The 17,716-nt window shown below is 71.5% G+C and carries 13 protein-coding genes and 1 pseudogene; 6 read left to right on the forward strand and 8 right to left on the reverse strand.

Going from position 1 to position 17,716, the window contains the following annotated elements:
• Positions 1-104 precede the first annotated feature (104 nt).
• From AC07GB_RS36205 to AC07GB_RS36230, 6 genes are all read right to left on the reverse strand, one after another.
• Positions 105-818, reverse strand: a complete 714-nt coding sequence (locus AC07GB_RS36205) for a hypothetical protein (protein WP_478853159.1) — start codon at positions 816-818, stop codon at positions 105-107.
• Between the two features lie 50 nt (positions 819-868).
• On the reverse strand, positions 869-1,591 hold the full coding sequence (locus tag AC07GB_RS36210; protein WP_478853161.1) for a hypothetical protein: 723 nt from the start codon (positions 1,589-1,591) through the stop codon (positions 869-871).
• A gap of 169 nt (positions 1,592-1,760) precedes the next feature.
• The gene (locus tag AC07GB_RS36215) at positions 1,761-3,170 is read right to left on the reverse strand and encodes an NAD(P)/FAD-dependent oxidoreductase (RefSeq protein WP_478853163.1); all 1,410 of its coding nucleotides are present in this window, start codon (positions 3,168-3,170) and stop codon (positions 1,761-1,763) included.
• A 55-nt stretch (positions 3,171-3,225) separates the two neighbouring features.
• Entirely contained in the window at positions 3,226-4,206 is a 981-nt protein-coding gene (locus tag AC07GB_RS36220) for a spirocyclase AveC family protein (RefSeq protein WP_478853165.1), read from the reverse strand.
• Positions 4,207-4,212: 6 nt separating this feature from the next.
• Positions 4,213-9,507, reverse strand: a complete 5,295-nt coding sequence (locus AC07GB_RS36225) for a type I polyketide synthase (protein ID WP_478853167.1) — start codon at positions 9,505-9,507, stop codon at positions 4,213-4,215.
• Positions 9,508-9,516: 9 nt separating this feature from the next.
• Entirely contained in the window at positions 9,517-9,717 is a 201-nt protein-coding gene (locus AC07GB_RS36230; RefSeq protein ID WP_478853169.1) for a DUF5988 family protein, read from the reverse strand.
• A gap of 844 nt (positions 9,718-10,561) precedes the next feature.
• Between AC07GB_RS36230 and AC07GB_RS36235 the strand changes: the two are divergent.
• Positions 10,562-11,321: pseudogene (locus AC07GB_RS36235) on the forward strand (transposase family protein).
• 31 nt (positions 11,322-11,352) lie between these two features.
• On the opposite strand, the gene AC07GB_RS36240 reads toward AC07GB_RS36235, so the two are convergent.
• Positions 11,353-12,372 (reverse strand): S66 peptidase family protein, encoded by a 1,020-nt coding sequence (locus AC07GB_RS36240; protein ID WP_478853171.1) that lies wholly within the window; start codon positions 12,370-12,372, stop codon positions 11,353-11,355.
• 521 nt (positions 12,373-12,893) lie between these two features.
• Between AC07GB_RS36240 and AC07GB_RS36245 the strand changes: the two genes are divergently transcribed.
• The 3 genes from AC07GB_RS36245 to AC07GB_RS36255 all read left to right on the forward strand — a co-directional run bounded on the left by AC07GB_RS36245 (position 12,894) and on the right by AC07GB_RS36255 (position 14,800).
• Positions 12,894-13,175, forward strand: coding sequence for a nuclear transport factor 2 family protein (locus tag AC07GB_RS36245; RefSeq protein WP_478853184.1), 282 nt, complete (start codon positions 12,894-12,896; stop codon positions 13,173-13,175).
• Entirely contained in the window at positions 13,100-13,324 is a 225-nt protein-coding gene (locus tag AC07GB_RS36250; RefSeq protein WP_478853182.1) for a nuclear transport factor 2 family protein, read from the forward strand. The genes AC07GB_RS36245 and AC07GB_RS36250 overlap by 76 nt, the downstream gene beginning before the upstream one ends.
• 198 nt (positions 13,325-13,522) lie before the next feature.
• Complete coding sequence (locus tag AC07GB_RS36255) at positions 13,523-14,800, forward strand: hypothetical protein (protein ID WP_478853173.1); 1,278 nt, start codon at positions 13,523-13,525, stop codon at positions 14,798-14,800.
• Between the two features lie 133 nt (positions 14,801-14,933).
• Here AC07GB_RS36255 and AC07GB_RS36260 read toward each other — a convergent pair whose 3' ends face one another.
• Entirely contained in the window at positions 14,934-15,464 is a 531-nt protein-coding gene (locus AC07GB_RS36260) for a helix-turn-helix domain-containing protein (protein WP_478853175.1), read from the reverse strand.
• Between the two features lie 100 nt (positions 15,465-15,564).
• On the opposite strand from AC07GB_RS36260, the gene AC07GB_RS36265 reads away from it, so the two are divergent.
• Both AC07GB_RS36265 and AC07GB_RS36270 read left to right on the forward strand, forming a co-directional pair.
• Positions 15,565-16,821 (forward strand): MFS transporter, encoded by a 1,257-nt coding sequence (locus AC07GB_RS36265; protein ID WP_478853176.1) that lies wholly within the window; start codon positions 15,565-15,567, stop codon positions 16,819-16,821.
• A 278-nt stretch (positions 16,822-17,099) separates the two neighbouring features.
• Positions 17,100-17,411 carry a hypothetical protein gene (locus AC07GB_RS36270; RefSeq protein WP_478853178.1) on the forward strand — a complete coding sequence of 104 codons (312 nt, stop codon included), beginning with the start codon at positions 17,100-17,102 and terminating at the stop codon, positions 17,409-17,411.
• The last annotated feature ends 305 nt before the right edge of the window (positions 17,412-17,716 follow it).

Genomic DNA, 17,716 nt, shown 5'->3' on the forward strand with positions numbered 1-17,716 from the left:
GTTGCCATTGTGTCGCGCGTTCGACCTGTGGCGCGGGCGAATGGTTGTACGGACAACTAACCGCAAATGCCACCGCGAAGCGGTGGGCCTTCGTCCGGTGCCCCTCACGAGCGTGGCCTCTCGTGTGTGGTGGGGAGGCTCCCCAGGGGGGCGGGGAGGCGGAACAGGACCACGCCGAGGACGGCGGTCCAGAGGTAGAAGAGGGAGAAGAAGAACATGCTGGGGAGTTCGCCGGGGGCGAGCCAGCCGCGGTTGGCCAGGAGGAGGAAGGCGTTGGGCAGGCCCAGCGCCGCCGTGGCGAAACTGTAGGTCGCCGTCCAGCGCGGCAGGGCCTGGCTTCGGCGGATCGCCATGGCGGCGCTGAAGACCAGGAGCGAGACGGTGGGCTGGAGCGAGAGCCACACGAACAGGGAGACCTCGAAGGCGAAGCGGACCAGGGTGTGGTCCATGGGGTGGTAACTGGCGCCCGCGGAAGCCGTCAGCCACAGGGCCGCCGCCAGGTTGTAGAACGACTGGACCCACACCATGGCGGGGGTGATGAGGGAGGTGAACACGGTCGTGGGGCCGCCGCCGCGGAGGACGGTGGTGAGCCCGGCGCTGAAGAGCAGGTTCAGGGGATAGAGGAAGAAGCCCAGGTAGCACTGAGCGACGAAGAAGGCGGAGTAGCGGTCGAAGAACTCGACGACCTGGTCGGTGGAGTCGTCCCAGTGCGGGAAGACGTGGGGGAAGTCCGGCGAGACGAGACCGACCAGGGCCAGGGCGGGCAGGGCGACGATGCCGGCGGCACCGGCCCAGCGGAGTTCCTGGCGCGGGGTCATGATTCCTCCCGGGTGTGTGGGTGGTGGTGCGACGACGCGGTGGGGCGGGTTCACCGAGGCGCGGTGGGAGCGGTGAGGGGAATGCGCCGCAGTGCCACGCCGACGGTGAGCATCCAGGTGGCGAACAACGTCCAGGGCACGAAGGAGGCCAGCGCGCCGGGCGCCGGCCATCCTTGTCCTGCCAGGGTCTGTAGGGAGCCGAGGGCGCACACGGCGCCGATCGCGAAGGTGGCGGTGGAGGCCCAGGCGGGGAACAGCCGCGTCTGGCGGAAGGCGATCCCGGCGGCCGTCAGCAGGAAGGCCTCGTAGAGCTGGAAGAACTGGTAGCTCACGAACCCGGCTTCGAAGGTGTAGTGGACCAGCATGTCGTTGGTGGGGTGGCCCGCGGTGCCGCCGAGGCCCATCAGCAGCCACAGCGGGCTGGTGATCTGCACGGACAGGGAGGCGGCGACGGCCGCCGGTGTCATGACGCGGGTGGCGACGGTCCGGTGCCCGTGTCCTTCGAGGCAGGCGGCGAGTCCGGCGACGAGCCAGATCAACAGGATCAGGCCGATGCCGGCGGTGAAGGTCTGGAGGACGACAGCGGTGCGGTGCTCGGCGAACCAGGCACGCATGTGTGCGCCCGACTGTCCCCAGTTCGGGAAGAGTTCGGGAAAGCGCTGCGGGGCCGAGAAGAGCGACAGGAGCATCACCAGTACGCCGATGATGCCCGCCCGGCCGGATCGTCGGATGTCCCGGATCTGTGTGAGCGACAGCGTCTGCGTGGAGGCCATGGTGGAGTCCTCGGGATGGTGGGTCGGGCGGAGTGGTGGGTCGGGCCGCACGGCGGGCCCCGACCAGGAGGGAGCCGCTGGGGCACGGAGCTGCGGCTCTATGAGCGGTGCCCTGCGCAGGGTCGGTGGCGCCGGGGCCTGGGCGGCGCCCTGTCCTGCCCGCCGTCCGTCAGGGGGGACGGGGCCCGGGCCCGTGGCGCCAGTGGTCCGCGGCCGACGTGGCGGCGACGCGGGCCAGATGGCGGGGGCGGACGAGGGCGGCGGGGCCGGCGAGCATATTGGCGACGCGGGCGAAGTCCTCGAACATGCGTGGGTCATGCGGGATGTGGTCCTGCCACTGGCCCAGATACCACTGTCCGGCGCGCACGGCGGGCGGGAGGGGCCGGTCGGCGGCCCAGCCGCGGTCGGTGAGCGTGGCCATCGCCCAGGGGCAGGCGGTGATGCGGGCGATCCGGTGCTGGAACCGGTGGGTGGGTCCACCCGGCCCGCGCCCTGGGTGCCGGTGGAGCCAGACGCGCAGCGCACGGGCCTGGAGGGCGGCGACGGTCATTCCCTGGGCGTATACGGGGTTGAAGACGCAGGCGGCGTCGCCGAGAACGAGGAGACCCTCGGGCCAGGCGGGGAGCCGGTGGTAGTCGCGGCGCCGGTTGGCGGTGAGCGCGTACCGGTAGGCAGGGGAGGCCGGTTCGAGGGCGGTGAGGGTGGCGGCCAGGTCGCTGTGGAGGGACTTCGCGAACGCGGTGAAGCCGTGGTCGTCGGTGGGCGGGTGGTCGTCGGCCGCGCCTTGCAGGGTGAGCAGGAGTCGGCGGTCTTCGACGTGCAGGGCGAAGCAGCCGCGCGGGCGGTCGGGGAAGTGCGGGGGTTCGAACAGGGCGAGCCAGTCGGTCGGGGAGCGGGGCCCGGCGCGGTAGGCGCGCGTGGCGTAGCCGACGCGGGCGTCCACGGTGGTCTCCGTGACCCGCGGGAAGCCGTGGGCGGCCAGCCAGTCGGGCAGATGGCTGCCGCGGCCGGAGGCGTCGACGACCAGGTCCGCCCGCTCGCGCAGGGTGGTGCGCGCCAGGCCGCCGGCTGCCCGGTGGGTGACGAGGACGCCGGTGACCCGCCGCCGGGCGGGGTCGGTGAGCAGGCCGGTCACCGTGCAGCCGTCACGCAGTCGTACCGCGGGCAAGGCGGTGACGCGGGTGCGCAGCAGCGTCTCCAGCAGAGGGCGGCTGGCGGGCTGGATGAGTACGCCGGAAGCCACCGGAGGGGGACGGCCGCCGGGAAGCTGGAGGCGGGCGGCCTGGCAGAAGTCCACCAGGGGCGCGCCCGCGGCCTGGAGCTGCTGTCGGAAGCCGGGGAGGAGTTCCTCGAAGACTTGCAGGCCGCGGGCCTGGAGGGCATGGGCGTGGCGGCCTTGCGGCACCCCTTTGCGCGGGTGGGGGCCGGGGCGCAGGCGGTCCCGTTCCAGGACGGTGACCCGGGTGAAGGTGTCGGCGAGGGCGCGGGCGGCCAGGAGCCCGGCGATGCCCGCGCCGATGACGACGGCGTGCCCGGAGCGGGGGCGCGGGGAGCCGGGGTGTCCGGTGTGGTGGTCCATGGCGGTTCTCCTCAGCTGGGGGTAGTGGCCAGGGTGGGGGCGGATCGGGGACGGCTCAGGTGGCCGGAGGGCTGAACCAGGCAGGGAAGCCGACCGGGTGGCCGATGGTGAGCGCGGCGGCGGTGATGAACAGCAGGGCTGCCGCGACGGCGACGGTCATGTATCCGACGCCCGCGAGCAGCCGGACCCATGTCTGGGCGGGGCGGGGGAGCCGGAGCGAGCCCTCGAAGATCCACACTTCCCGGCCGGGCGGGGCGTAGAGGGTCATCAGCACCACCGGCATGACGACCAGGAAGATCATGGACACCGGGGAGGAGAGCGGCAGTTGGTAGTAGTGGCCCTCGAAGAGCGTGAGGCGGGGCAGGGCGTAGACGTAGCCGTATCCGCCGACGCGCTGATACGTCTGTTCCATGGGGAGGTCCAGGACCAGGCAGGCCGCGGCCGTGACCGCGGCCACGCGGGCGTTGCCCCACCGCGGCCGCCACCGGCGCAGCCGGGTGGCGATGGCCACGCCCATGGAGATCCACAGGATGAGCGCGACGTACGCGCCGAGGGTGAGCACGCTCTCCACCTCGGCCTTCACCCCGCTCTGCGGGCCGGTCCAACCGGGCAGGTAGGGGCCCCAGCTGAGTACGTTGAGGCCGTAGCGGTTGTGCCCGATGGTGTGGGTGGAGGCGTTGAGGTAGCCGTCCTGCCAGAAGGACAGGGAGCAGCCCGCCAGCAGGGCGGCGGGCAGGGTGACCCGCCCGGCGGCGCGGGAGCGCCGCCGGCACCACCAGATCCCCGCCGCCCAGGCCGCCGGCAGCACGGCTTCCGTGACCCTGGTGGCGATCTTCATCGGGGTCGGGATGGTGTAGCCGCCGGAGGGGTAGGCGTGCAGGTTCCCGTCGGCGGCCCAGCGGACGAACACCCATAGCTGGAAGCCGACGCCCGCCGCGCCGATCACCGCACAGAGGACGGCGGGGCACCACCAGCGGCGGCGGCCGGTGGCGGCCGGGGTGTGGGGGCCGGGTGTGGGGGTGGTTTCGGGCAGCACGGGGCGTCACCTCGCAAGGTCGCGGTCCGGTTCTGGGGCGGCGGACGGGGAGGGGGCGTCGGCGCGGCCGGTGAACTGCTGCTCCAGGAGCCAGTCCGCCAGGGCCGCGGCGCTGGGTTTGACCCAGATGACGCCGGGTTTGATGTCGACCTTCAGGGCGTGCTGGAGGCGTTGCTGGAGTTGGACGGCGCCCAGGGAGTCCAGGCCGAGGAGGACCAGGCTGGTGTGGGCGCCGATGTGGCGGGCGGTGCCGCCGAGCAGTTCGCGGACCTGCTCGATGACGAAGGCCTCCAGGAGGTGGTGGCGTTCGTCGTCGTTGTCGGCGGTGAGGAGTTCCTCGCGTACCGGGGCGGCGTCGTCGCCGGGCGCGGCCGGTGCGCCGGTGAGCAGGTCGGCCAGGAGCGTGGAGCGGCGCAGGGCCGGGTACGGGGCCGTCCACAGGGCCATGTCGATCGGGGAGTAGGCGACTTGGTGGTGGCCTTCGGCCAGGATGCGCTCGAAGGCGTCCATGCCGTCCTCCGGCGAGATCAGCACAAAGCCCTTCCGGGCGAGGTGCCGGCCGCGTCCGACGCGGCTCCAGGCGCCCCAGTGGATGCCGGTGGCCGGAAGGCCCTCGGCGAGCCGGTGGGTGACGAGAGCGTCGAGGTAGGCGTTGGCGGCGGCGTAGGCGCCCTGCCCGGGGGATCCGGTCAGGGAGGCGAGTGAGGAGTAGAGGGCGAAGAAGTCGAGTTCCGCGTCGAGGGTGGCCTCGTGCAGGGCCCAGGCGCCCGCGGCCTTGCCGCGCCAGACCCGCTCCAGCAGGTCGCTGTCCAGGTTGGCGAGGGTGGCGTCCTCGACGACGCCGGCGGCGTGCACGACGCCGCGCAGGGCGAGGCCGTCCTCGGCGGCCGCGGTGAGGGCGCGGTGCACCGTGGCGGGCTCGGCGATGTCGCCGCGTACCACGGTGAGGGTGGCGCCCGTGGTGGTGCGCAGCTCCTCCAGTTCCCGCGCGGCGGCGGGTGCGGGTGCGCCGCGGCCGCACACGGTGATGTGGCGGGCCCCGCGCTCGGCGAGGCGGCGTACGGTGAGCAGGCCGAGGCCGCCGAGGCCGCCGGTGACCAGGTAGCTGCCCCCCGGCCTGACCAGGCGCGGCAGGCCCGGGGAGCCCGGCGCGGCGGGCGCGCCCGGCCGGAGGCGGGCGAGGTGGCGCACGCCGTGCCGCCAGGCGATCTCGGTGAGGGGCTGGTCGGGGTCGAGGAGGTCGTCGAGGACCGCCTCCAGCGGGGTGTGCCCGGTCACCTCCAGGCTGCTGGGCTCCAGTTCGGGGTGTTCGAAGGCGGCGCAGCGCAGCAGCCCGCGCACGCCGGCGGCGGCCATCGCGTCGTCGCCGCGCCACATCACCCACAGCCGCGGCGGGGTGCTCCGCCGGGCCAGGAGGGAGACGAGGTCCACGGTGTGCCGCACGGCGGCGCGGGCCGCGCGGGCAGGGGTGCCGGGGTCACCGAGGACGAACAGCACGTGGGTGCGGGCGGGTCGGGTCCCGTCATCGAGGGTGTGACTGAGCCGCGTGTGGTCCAGGGGCCGGCCCGCGGGGTGGGTGAGGCAGCGGCTTCCGGCGGCCTTCTTGCCCAGGAGACGGGCGAGCCGCCCTCCCCACGGGGCGTCCTCGGGCGTGATGACCAGCCACTGCTGTGTGCTCGCCTGCGGGGCGCGGGCCCGGGGTTCGGGGTTCCAGGTCAGGTGGGCCAGGCGGGCCGCGTAACGCTGTTCGGGCGGGGTGATGTTGGCCAGGCGCAGGCCGCGGACCTCGGCCACGACGGTCCCGTCGGCGGTGGCCAGGCGGGCGGAGGCGGTGCAGGACAGGTCGTCGGCCTGGTGCAGTGCGGCCGAGCACAGACGGGTGTGGCCGGTGGGGCCGTACAGGCGGATCTCGTCGAAGCCGGCGACCACCACCGGGCCGGGGCTGGTAGGGCAGTAGGCGAGCCAGGCGGCCACCACGGTCTGCACCAGCTCGTCGGCCAGTGCGGGGTGCAGGCGCATCATCCAGGCGGAGACGCGGGCGCTGTCGGCCGTCGCGAGGTGGGAGAGGGCGCGGTCGCGTGCGGGGTGGAGCTGGATGCGGTCGACGGCGGTGAAGGCCGGGCCGTGCTGGACGTCGTGCCGCGTGCGGAAGTGCCGGTACAGGTCGGCCGGGGCCGTGTCCGTCCAGTCCGGCGCGGCCAGCGCGCCGGGTTCGAGACGGGGTGCCGGCTCGCCGTCGGGCAGCGGGTGCACGGTGGCGCGGGCGTGCACCAGGGCGCCGTCACGGGTCGAGGTGAGCACTTCGGCGCGGGCCGAATCCCCCTCACGCACCAGGCGGGTGGTGACCTCCGGTTCGGGATCGAGCACCAGCGGACGGTCGACGCGCAGGTCCCGCACGAGCACCCGTGTCGTGCCGAAGGCCTCGGCGCCCGCGGCCAGGAGCATCTCGGCGAAGCCGGTGCCGGGCAGCACCGGCGTGCCGGCGACCTGGTGGTCACCCAGCCAGGGCAGCCGCTTCGGGCTGAGCGGGGTCTGCCACAGATGCCGCCCGGGAGTGTCCGGGTCGGTCACGTGGCCGCCGAGCAGTGGATGCTGGCCGGCGCCGACCAGACGGGGGGCGAGCAGGGTGTACGGTTCCTGGTCGCCGCCGTGCCGGGTGCGGTGCCAGGCGGTGCCCGGCACCTCGGCCGGCGCGCCGTCGCCGTAGCGGGTGGTGAAGTCGATCCCGTCGTAGCCGGCGCAGTGGAGCTGTCCCACATGGGCCAGGAAAGCCTCCGTGTCGTCGAGGCCCTGGCGCAGGGAGCCGACCGCGACGGCATCGCGGACACCGTCCGCCTCCGCGGTGTCCAGGATGGGGCGGACCGCCAGGGGGTGCGCGGCGCACTCGATGAACAGGCGGTGCCCGGCGGCCAGCGCCGCCTGCACGGCGGTGCGGAAGCGGACGGTGTCGCGCTGGTTGCGCACCCAGTAGGAGGCGTCCAGCGGTCCCGGGGCGCCCGGGTCGTCACTGACGGTGGAGAAGAACCCCTTGCCCGGCTCGGCCGCGGGCAGATCGGCAAGCACCTGGCGCAACTCCTTGAGGACGGGGTCGACCTGAGGGGAGTGCGAGGCCACGTCCACGTCGATCGTCCGTGCCACGGCCCCCGCGGCCGTCCAGGTCTTGACCAGGGCTCCCACCTGGGCGGCGTCACCGCTGATCACAGTGGTGTCCGGAGCGGTGAGCACCGCAAGGGACACCCTGTCGGCGCGGGCCTCCTCGATCGCGGCGCGGGTCCGGTCGGCGCTGAGCATGACCGAGGCCATCGCGCCGCCGGAGATGGTGGCAAGCAGCGCCGAGCGGCGGCAGATCACCTTGGCCCCGTCCTGGGGTGTGAGGGCGCCGGCGACCACGGCGGCGGCGACCTCGCCGAGGGACTGTCCGATCACCGCGGCCGGGGTGACGCCCCAGGAGCGCCACAGCGCGGCCAGAGCGACCTGCACGCCGAACAGGACGGGCTGGACGCGGTCGATGCCCCGCAGCCGTTCCGGCTCCGCGATCATCTCCCGCAGGGAGAACCCGGCCTCCGCGTGGATCAGCGGCTCCAGGCCGTCGATGGCCCGGGCGAAGACCGGCTCGTTCGCGAGCAGGCCCCGGCACATGCCGGGCCGCTGGGATCCCTGTCCGGTGAAGACGAGTACCGGTCCGGCGTGGCCGGGAGGCAGTACGGGCACGCCGCTGAGCACCCCGTTCGCCGCGTTGTCGGCGGCGAACGCGCGGGCACGCGCGATGAGTTCGCCGCGGTCGCGGGCGACGATGCCCAGGCGGTGCTCGGCATGGGAGCGGCGCAGCGCGAGCGTGTGGGCCACGTCGGGCAGGCCCGTGCTCGCGCCGTCGCCCTCCAGCCAGTCGGCGAGGCGAACGGCCGCACGGGTCAGCGACTGCGGGGAGGTGCCGGAGACCAGGAACAGCGCAGCCGGGCTCGTGCCGCGTGGCGCACGCCGCGGACGGCGCCTTCCAGGGGCAGGGGCAGGGGCCGCCTCCAGCACCACGTGGGCGTTCGTGCCGGTCACCCCGTAGGAGCACACCGCCGCCAGGCGCGCGGCCTTGGGAACAGGCCAGGACAGCGGCGCGGTGGGCACGAAGAGGCGGGACGGCTCGTCCCGGTCGATCGCCGGATTCCAGTCCTGGAAGTGGAGGTTGGGCGGGATCCTGCCGCGCCGCAGACACTCCACGGCCTTGATGACCCCGGCGATGCCGGAGACCGGCTCGCAGTGCCCGATGTTCGTCTTGATCGACCCCAGGGCGCACCGGCCCCGTCCCTTGCCGTACACCGCGTGGAGGGAGGTGTACTCGACCGGATCGCCCACCGCGGTGCCCGGTCCGTGCGCCTCCACCAGGCCGACCTCGCCCGGGTCGATCCCGGCCCGCCGGACCGCCGCCGTGAACACCTGCTGCTGCATCTCGGTCGACGGCGCGGTCAGCCGGCTGGCCTGCCCGTCGTTGTTCACCGCCGACCCGCGGATGACCGCGAGCACCCGGTCCCCGTCGCGGCGTGCGTCGGCGAGGCGCTTGAGCACCAGGACTCCGGCCCCCTCCCCGCGTACGTAGCCGTCGGCGCGGGCGTCGAACGCGTGGCAGGCGCCGCGCTTCGACAGCAGCAGAGGGGCCTCGTAGTAGTGGGTCTCGGGCGAGAGCATCAGCAGTACCGCCCCGGCCAACGCGGTGTCGCACTCGCCGAGCGTCAACGCCCCGCACGCGGTGTCCAGGGCGACGAGGCCCGAGGAGCAGTGCGTGCTGATGACCATCACCGGGCCGCGCAGGTCCATGGCGAACGCCACGCGCCCCGCCGCGCTCGCGGTGAAGTTCCCGAACAGGTAGGGGCTGTTGGGTGCGTCCTGGACCGGACGGGCCTCGCGGAAGAGGTTGTCCGGGGCGTAGGTGCCCATGTACACGCCGGTGGGAGTTCCGCGCAGGCGGCCGACCGGAAGCCCCGCGTGTTCCACGGCCTCCCAGGCCACCTCCGCCAGCACGCGGAACTGCGGGTCCACCCACGCCTGCTCGTTCGGAGCCACCGACAGCGCCGCGGGGTCCCACGCCCACACGTCCCCCTGAAGGAAGCAGCCGTGGCCGGCGCGGGCCGCCAACTCCCGGTCGTGCACCGCTGCCAGCCCCGCGGCGTCCCAGCGGCCCGCGGGGACCGGGCCCGCGGTGGACCTTCCCTCGGCTGCCAGGCGCCAGAGCCCGCCCGGGGTCTCCACCCCGCCCGGGAAGCGGCACCCCGCACCGATCACCGCGATCGGTTCCGCATTCGACGCAGCCATGCCCATCACCTACTCGGCGATCTTCGTGCGATAGATGAACCGGAAAACCGGCAATGACCGGCCCTCGACGCGCGCGACATCATCGACGCGCTCGAAATGCTGATAACAGCCGTAGTACGGAACGGCGACACGCTCCGGCAACGCCGACGCGTCCAGTTCGAACACCGGCTCCATACCTTCGGGAGCCCCGCGGAGAAGAATCGCGATCACCGCACATCACCACTTCCCGTACAGGTCTCTGCTGCGGAGTACCGGAAATTCAAGAACTGGCGGAAAGCAGCGAGAAGGGTGTGCGCACGGCATATGCGTGCACGCGTCGGACGCCCGCACGTTTCGCCTTCACACCTCCCTCCCTGCTTCACACCCCGGGGCTGATTACGTACCGAGTGCGCACGTCGTCACGGGGGCGGCGCCGACGGTCAGTTGCTTGTCGGTATTACGCTCACTATCGGCTGAGCGTGCGCGTTCCAGGCCCTTTTGAGATCTGTTTCTTTTCTCGTTTCACTGAGGTGCGGGGAATCTTCGGGGCCTTGGCTTCTGCTGAATTCCCGTCAGGTCTTCGCCGCCCGCCGCGACTCGGTCGGCTCCAGGGGGCACCGGGCGACTGTGGCGCCGTCACGGCCGACTCCGTGTCGACTCCGTGGGCCCCAGGTCTCTTCCCCGCCCGCGCGTCGCGACGGCGGCCAGGAGGGCGAGCATCGTGGCGACTCCGGCGGTGCGCGGGGCGACTGCCCATGGCGCGGATCCATCGCGGGGCAGGGGCCCTTGGCCGGAGTCGAGCACCGCGCCTGCACGTCGCCGTACGAGGGTACGAGGCGTACGAGGCGTACGAGGCGTACGAGCTGGCCGCGCCGGGCACGACGTCGGCATGGCGGGGCGATCCCCCCTTCCCGGCCCGGCCCGCCTCGGACTCCGCCCGAATTGCCGCACACACTGAGCCTTTTCCAACCTGTCGCGGTGGGTCGGTAGTTGGGCTGGGGTCGCTGTCGGGACGTGAAGAAGCTCCTGGTAGACGGGTTTACGACCAAGATCACCTGTCGCCAGGAGCTTCCGCGTGCTTGTCTACCCGTGCGGCGTTGATGTGTCCACCGAGAGTTTGCGCTACCTGTCCGCCTGCGGACCAGGCGCCGGGGACGCGGTACCCGATGGCGCCGGCTGCCCGCCGGACGGCAGGCACTGCTCGTCCTCGCGCATCTGCGATCCGGTCACACTATGCCCAACTCGCTGCCGGGTTCGGCATCGGCACCACCACCGCCTACCGATACGTCGCCGAAGCGGTAGAGATCCTGGCCTCCGAGGCACCGACCCTGGTCCAGGCGATCAGGATCGCCTCCATGAAGGCGTTCGTAATCCTGGACGGCACGCTGCTGCCGATCGACCGCATCGCCACCGACCGGCCCTTCTGCTCGGGCAAACACAAAAAACATGGCATGAACGTGCAGGTCATCACAGACCCCGCGGGGCGACTGCTGTGGGCCTCACCCGCGCTGCCGGGCGCGGTCCACGACATCAAGGCCGCACGGACACACGGCATTATCGATGCCCTGGCCAAAGCACGCGTACAGTGCTGGGCAGACAAGGGCGACCGGGGATCCGGCGGCACCATTCGCCTTCCCTACTGGGGACGGTGGGAGACGCTGTCCACAGGTCAGCAGGCCGTCAACCGCTCACACGCCGAAATCCGCGCACTCGTCGAGCAGGCCATGGCCACTCTCAAGACGTGGCGGCTCCTGCGCAAACTCCGATGCAGCACCACCCGCATCACCGACCTGGTCAAAGCCGTCCTCACCTTGGAACTGGCCGTCTCAACCTGAGGACGCGAAGAGCCTCACTGATCCATGTTGCTCAGCTGACCGGTTCATCGTCATGAGTGACCCGCACCGCCGGTTCGAGCAGCGACAACGTCCGCTGCTGCGCATCAAGGGCGACGCGGATGCCCACCGGCATCGGCAGATTCGGACCGGCATGTCCGAAGTCGACGTTGCCAAGGACCGCGATGTCACGATCGTCGAGGACGTCGAGGACGATCTCGCGGAGGGTCGGCGAAGCGTCCGTCCCGAACCCGTCGATCGCATACGGCACGCCCACAACCATGCCGGAGATCCGATCGAGGATCCCTCGGTGCCGCAGCACCTGCAGATAGCTCCACACATGCGCTGCCTGGCAGCCCATCTCCTCCCAGAACAGCACCGCGCCGTCGAACCGTTCGAGCGGGAGCGCGTAACGGGTCGCCTGCGACAGCACGATGCGATTGAGCAACCCGCCGATCAGCCGGCCTTCGGCGCGACCGGCACGCCAGCACTCCCACGACGGGCTGACGGGCAGCGCACCGATCGCCTCTGGGCCGGACAACAGCGCCCGGTAGAGCTTCTCAAGCTCCGCTTGGCGCACCGCGGGCACGGCCTGCCAGTGCCCGCCGAGTCCAGGGGTGGCCAGATCGGCATGGAAGCCGACCAGGTCCGTGCGCGCATGGAGCACCAGATGCAGCAGCGAGATGTCGCTGTAGCCGAGGATTGGCTTGGGGTCAGCAGTGATCGCCTCGTCGTCGATCAGGTCGAGGTAACCGAGCACCGTCGTCCCACCGTCGTGCGCGATAATCGCGCGCACCTCAGGATCACGCAGAAGCGCGTTGAACTCCTCGGCGATCTCCGCCGGCCGAGCCGCGCTCCACCAATGGTGCCGCCCGGTTTCGAGTAGCGGCGCGAGACGCACGCGGAATCCCATCCGCTCAAGCACGGTCACCGCCCGCTTAAGGTCGGGCACGTACCTGACGTCGAGCGGACCGGACAGCGACGCGATGACGAGGAGGTCTCCGGGCGCCAACGCACGAGGCCGAAGCGGTTGAGGCAGTGCAGAACGGGTCACCGAGGCAGTATCCCCACGCCTGCAACAACACGCTACGCATTTACCGATCAGCCATCCAGCAGGTCCAGGCCGCATAAGCAGGCTGGCGCCGGCACGTGAGTCACCTTCAGGGGAACACGAGAGGGCCCACCCCAACGCCTCCAAAGAGGAGTTCAGCCTGCTGCCCACCAGGTCCGTCAACCCAGCCTCAGCGGCCGCAGTAGCAACAGCCGATCAGCCACAGCTGTCAAGCACCGATCGGCTCCCTTACAGGTTGGAAAAGGCTCACAGTCACGACCTGCCTCAGGCTGCCAACCGCGCGGACGTCCTCCCGGTCGCGGGGCTGTTCGGGTCATTGCGGCTGACAGAGCTGGCCTGCTCCGCCTTCTGCGGGAACTCCCCACAACTGAGGCTCGCGCGTCGGTGCAGGGACGGGGATGTGCGGGCGGCTAGCCCCCCGTATTCGCTGAGGGCTGAGGGCTGAGGGCCGAGGGCTGGGGGCGGTCAGGGAAGTCCCGCGTATGCGAAGGGCGTGTGTCCCTGTGACCTGTTCCGACGGCTCCGCCGCCGCGACCGAGCGCACCCGCGCTGTCGTCCAGGAATTCCTGGCGAGGGTGGCCCACGGCGACCCGGACAACATCGCCGCCCTGTTCGCCGAACGGATCGACTGGCACATAGCGCTGAATCCGGCCGTCCCCTGGATCGGCCTCCGGAGGACACGCGCGGAGGCCGCGACCACTTCCGAGAACTGGCGGCGGGAGTACGCCCCGATCCGGAACGGGCCGGGCCCGACACGGTCATCGCGGACGGCGTCCACGGCGTGATCACAGGCCACCTCGCCGGGAGAGTGCGCGCCACCGGCAAGCCGTACCACTGCCCCTTCGCGGTCCACTTCGTCGTCGAGCAGGGGCTGATCGCAGGCTTCCGGGTGTACGAGGACAGCCTCGCCGTCGCCGAAGCCCGCACCTCCTGAGCGGAGCCACCGCGAGGTGCCTCCAGGCCCGTCAGGCAAGGAGAGCCGCGCCACGGCGAGGAGAACCGCCCACGCTCCCACCAGGCGCGGAATAAGCCCCTCCAGGTGGTGGCCAGTTCCGATCTCACGCCCCCACCCCTGTGGCCGCTACATTCACCCCCGACCAGACATGTACACGACCAGGGGGAATGGGCAACGATGCGTTCCACAGGACCCGTCAGCCGCGTCGGCAGATCGCTCACGGCGGTGACCGCCACGGTGGCCGCCACGGCGGTCGCCGCCATGGGCCTCGCCGCCACACCGGCTGCCGCAGCACCCGCGGCCACGGCCACACCCCGGCTCGGCGACAGCTGTACGTCGGCCGACCTCGGCACACGGCACCCGTACATCAAGTCCACCGAAGTGTCCCCGACGATCACCCACTTCAAGGGCTGGTTCGTCACCGAGGGCACCACTGGCAACCAGACCGTCACCACCAGCACGCAGACGACCATCACGGTCTCCGTGGGCCTCAACAACAGCATCGAGGGCGGATTCGCCTCCGAGACCCTCGGTAAAGCCGGCGCGAGCGTGGGCCTGAATGTCAAGGTCGAGTCCTCCTCGACCAGCACCGAGTCGAATTCGGTCGCGTGGAACTTCAACCAGGCCGGCTACTACGGCGTGTACAAGGGCACCAAGAAGGTCACCGGCACGTACGGAAGCCTCAACTGCAACCGCGTCCAAGGGGGCGACGGCAGTTGGGCGTTGAAGTGGATCGAGGGATCCGGCGGCGGCAGCTTCACCACCTACACCACCCTTGAGGAAGGCGCGGTGCGCTGCCAGGACCAGGTGCCCCCGGGCAGCATCATGGCCAAGGCGCAGACCCTCCTCGACTGCGGCTCGGCCGCCGCGAAGGCCGAGCGTCCGGCGGGCGCCGTGGCGCCGACGGCGAAGCAGAAGCAGGACCGCCTCGCGCAGCCCCCGGCGCTCGCCGGTGGCACGTCCGCCGACCAGCCCAAGGCCACCAAGCGCGGCGCGCGGGCCGCGCTCGACTGCCAGGCCGAGGTCTACAAGATCGCCGTACCCGGCAAACCCCTGTCCTGGGGCGCGCCGATCCTGGCTGCCGACGGTGTCCGCCTGCGGCCCTCCAGCATCTTCAGCGCCCACCTGGACAACTGGCGCCTGTGCAACGTGACGGAGAACAACGGGGTCATCGAGGCGACCCTGTGGAACTGGGGCATCGGCGGGTGCGCGACCATCGCCGGGCAGAACCCGGGCGCCGAACGGGCGGCCCTGACGACGACCTCCTGCACGGAGGACGACCTCCAGCGGTTCTACATCTACCGCGACGTACCCGGTAGCTCGAAGATCGGTGTGCAGAACAAATACTCCGGTTCCATGATGGGCCACGACCGGTACGCGGACGGGGAGTTCATACGCCAGTACTCCAGCGGCCGGCAGGACGGCACGGGTACGTACACCTTGACCCGGGTCTGACGGCCCACGCCCCGTGAGCGGCCCCGCGCGTGAACAGGGGTGTCTGCCCACACAGTGAACCGCCCTGTCCCCCACGTGGGGGACAGGGCGGTTCACTGTGTCGGCGACAGCCATCAGCAAAGGATGGCGCTCGTCACGATTCCCGGTCGGCCTCGGCGTGTGGTGCCTCTTGCAGAGGGAAGGCCATCAGGCTCAGGCCCACGGGCATGGTGCCGGGCGTGCGTGGTGGGCGTGCGGCGTCGTGGAGTTCGGCCATCACCTCGGCGATTCGCTGCCGGGCCGCTTCCCACGTCTCCGGGGCGACCCACAGTTCCGCGTCTACCGTCGCCCCCCTGCCGTCCGGCCTGCGGCGCGCGGCACGCTCTTGAAGGGTGTGCGCCAGGGTCGCTGCCAGCATCCGGGCCCCGTCGCGGCGGTCGGACAACGGGGAGCCGTGGACGGTTCGGTAGCGGCGCTCCCTGCCTCCGCGGCGAGTGCGTTCCTCGGCCAGGCCCACCAGGCCGACGGCATCCAGGCGCCGCAGGTGCCGGCTGGCAAGGGCGTGCGAGATGTCCAGCTCACGAGCGAGTTCGGCTGCCGACATCGGTCCGGGCCACATGAGCGTGAGCATCCGCAGCCGCAGGGGATGGGCGAGTGCTCTCAGGACGGGATCTGCGTCGGTCACGCCAGTCAGTAAAGCGCATCCCTCGCCTCAGCACCCCTACCCCCAACCAAACTGTTGGGGGTAGGGTGCCGAAGTCCACGAGGTGAGCAAGGGGGCGGGCATGGCGGTGGGCCTGTTCACGGTGTTGCGGGACCGCAACGCCCGCGTCTACCTGGCGGGAGTCGTCGTCTCCGGCTTCGGGGACTCGGCCATGCTGCTCGCCTCCGGGGTCTGGGTGAAAGAACTCACCGGGTCGGACAGCCTGGCCGCCCTGGTGGGTTTCTGTGCCTGGGCACCGGCCCTGGCGGGACCGTTCCTCGGCAATGCTGCCGACCGGATGCGCCGCCGCACGCTCCTGATCACCACGAGCCTGGTGCTGGCCGCGGTCATGACGGTGCCCCTCGCCGTGCGCTCCTCGGGGGACGTCTGGCTGCTCTTCGCCGTACTGACCATGGTGGGCACGGGAGCCGTACTGATGGACGCCGCTGAGGCCGCGTTGATCGCCTCCGCCATTCCAGGCGAACTGCGCGCGGACTTCAACGGGTTGTCACGGACCGCGATCGAGAGCACCAGCCTGCTCGGTCCTCTGATCGGCGCGGGCCTGTTCACGGTTCTGGGCGGCCCGACCGTCGCCCTGCTGAACGCGCTGTCCTTCCTGCTGGGTGCGGCCGCCTTCAGCCTGATCCGCGTACGTGAAACCGCGCCCGCACGCCGGCCACGGCGCAACTGGACCGCCGAGACCGCGGACGGCATCCGCCACCTGTGGCGGCACACGACACTGCGCGCCCTGGTGCTTGCAGGCGGTTGCGCGATGACGGCATCGAGTCTCAGCAGCACGGCGACCTACGCGCTCCTGGACAGCGGGTTGCACCAGCCCGCGGCATTCGCCGGCGTCCTCAGCTCGGTCCAAGGGCTCGGGTCGGTCATCGGCGGTCTCACGGCCGGGGCGCTCATGCGCCGCGTCCCGGCCCGCCTCCTGTCGGGACTCGGCCTCACCCTCTTCGCCCTCGGGGCGCTGAGCCGGACCACCGGCTTCCTCCCCGCGGTGGTGGCCGGCAGCCTGCTCATCGGCCTCGGCCTGCCCTGGCCGCTCATCAGCGCCCTGACCACGGTGCAGAAGGAGACACCGGGCGAACTCCTCGGCCGGGTGGCAGCCACCGCGAACACACTGGTGTTCGCACCGACGGGCCTCGCCCTCCTCGCGGGCACAGCCCTGGTGGCGACCCTGGACTACAGAGTGCAACTCCTCGCGGCCGGTGCCCTCGGCCTGACGACAGCTGCGCTGCTCACGGTCACCGGCCGCCCCCGTGCCACCCCGACCGCCGCACCGGACACGGATCACCGGCCGCGCACAGCCGACGCCGCGAAGAAGGACTGAGCGATGCGGGGGGCGGGAGACGTACCGCCCCGGGGGAGCACAGCCCAGCCAGCAGGGGCGCGTACGCCTGTGACCCGAACGGTGAGGGGGATCACAGGCGGAGGATTATGCACATTGATCACGGTCGGTACATGATCTTCGACGGGCCCGGCGGGGACACATGCCTTTCCGGTGATTCGGCCTTCTCACCCCCTATCTGAAGGGGGCTCATCAGGCCGCCCGCGAAGGCGACTCGAAAGGCGAGTCGCCGATCTCATCCACAGAACGGACGACGTGAAGTGAAGTTCTCGACCGTGCGCGCCAAGGTCGCGGCATCCGTCGGCGCCATCGCCCTGACCGCGGCCTGCGGCGTCATGACGGCCTCCCCCGCCCAGGCCGCCGGCCCGGGCTACCGCTGCACCAACTGGAAGACGACCACCCACGGTTGGACCGCCAACTGCAGCGTGACCAGGGGCATGGCCCGCGCGATGGTGGAGTGCTGGGACGGCACGTCGCACTACGGACGGTGGATGGGCCGCGGCAACTGGAAGTTCGGCATGAGCTGCGGCAAGAGCAAGATGGGCGCCTACGACGTGGAGTGGAGGGCGTAACACCTCCGCCCGCCCCGCCGTAACCGCTCCCAGCGGCATCGCACTCGTGGGCCGGATGCCGTGACCAACCACGGAATCCGGCCCACAGGCACGCGCGGACTCTCCCGCATTCCCGAGACAGGCGGGCTCAGTGAGCAGTGGGTCGTCCTCGGGCGGAGTGTGCGCCGGTGCTTCCGCTGTACTCGGGCATGCCGCCTTCGAGCACTCGTACTAGGCGGTGTCGTCAAATGTTCACTGCTGGTGGATCATGGTGTCGTGATACGTCGCCATGAACTGTCGGACGCCGAGTGGGAGTTCGTCCGGCC

This window comes from Streptomyces sp. NPDC045778 (assembly GCF_056431945.1).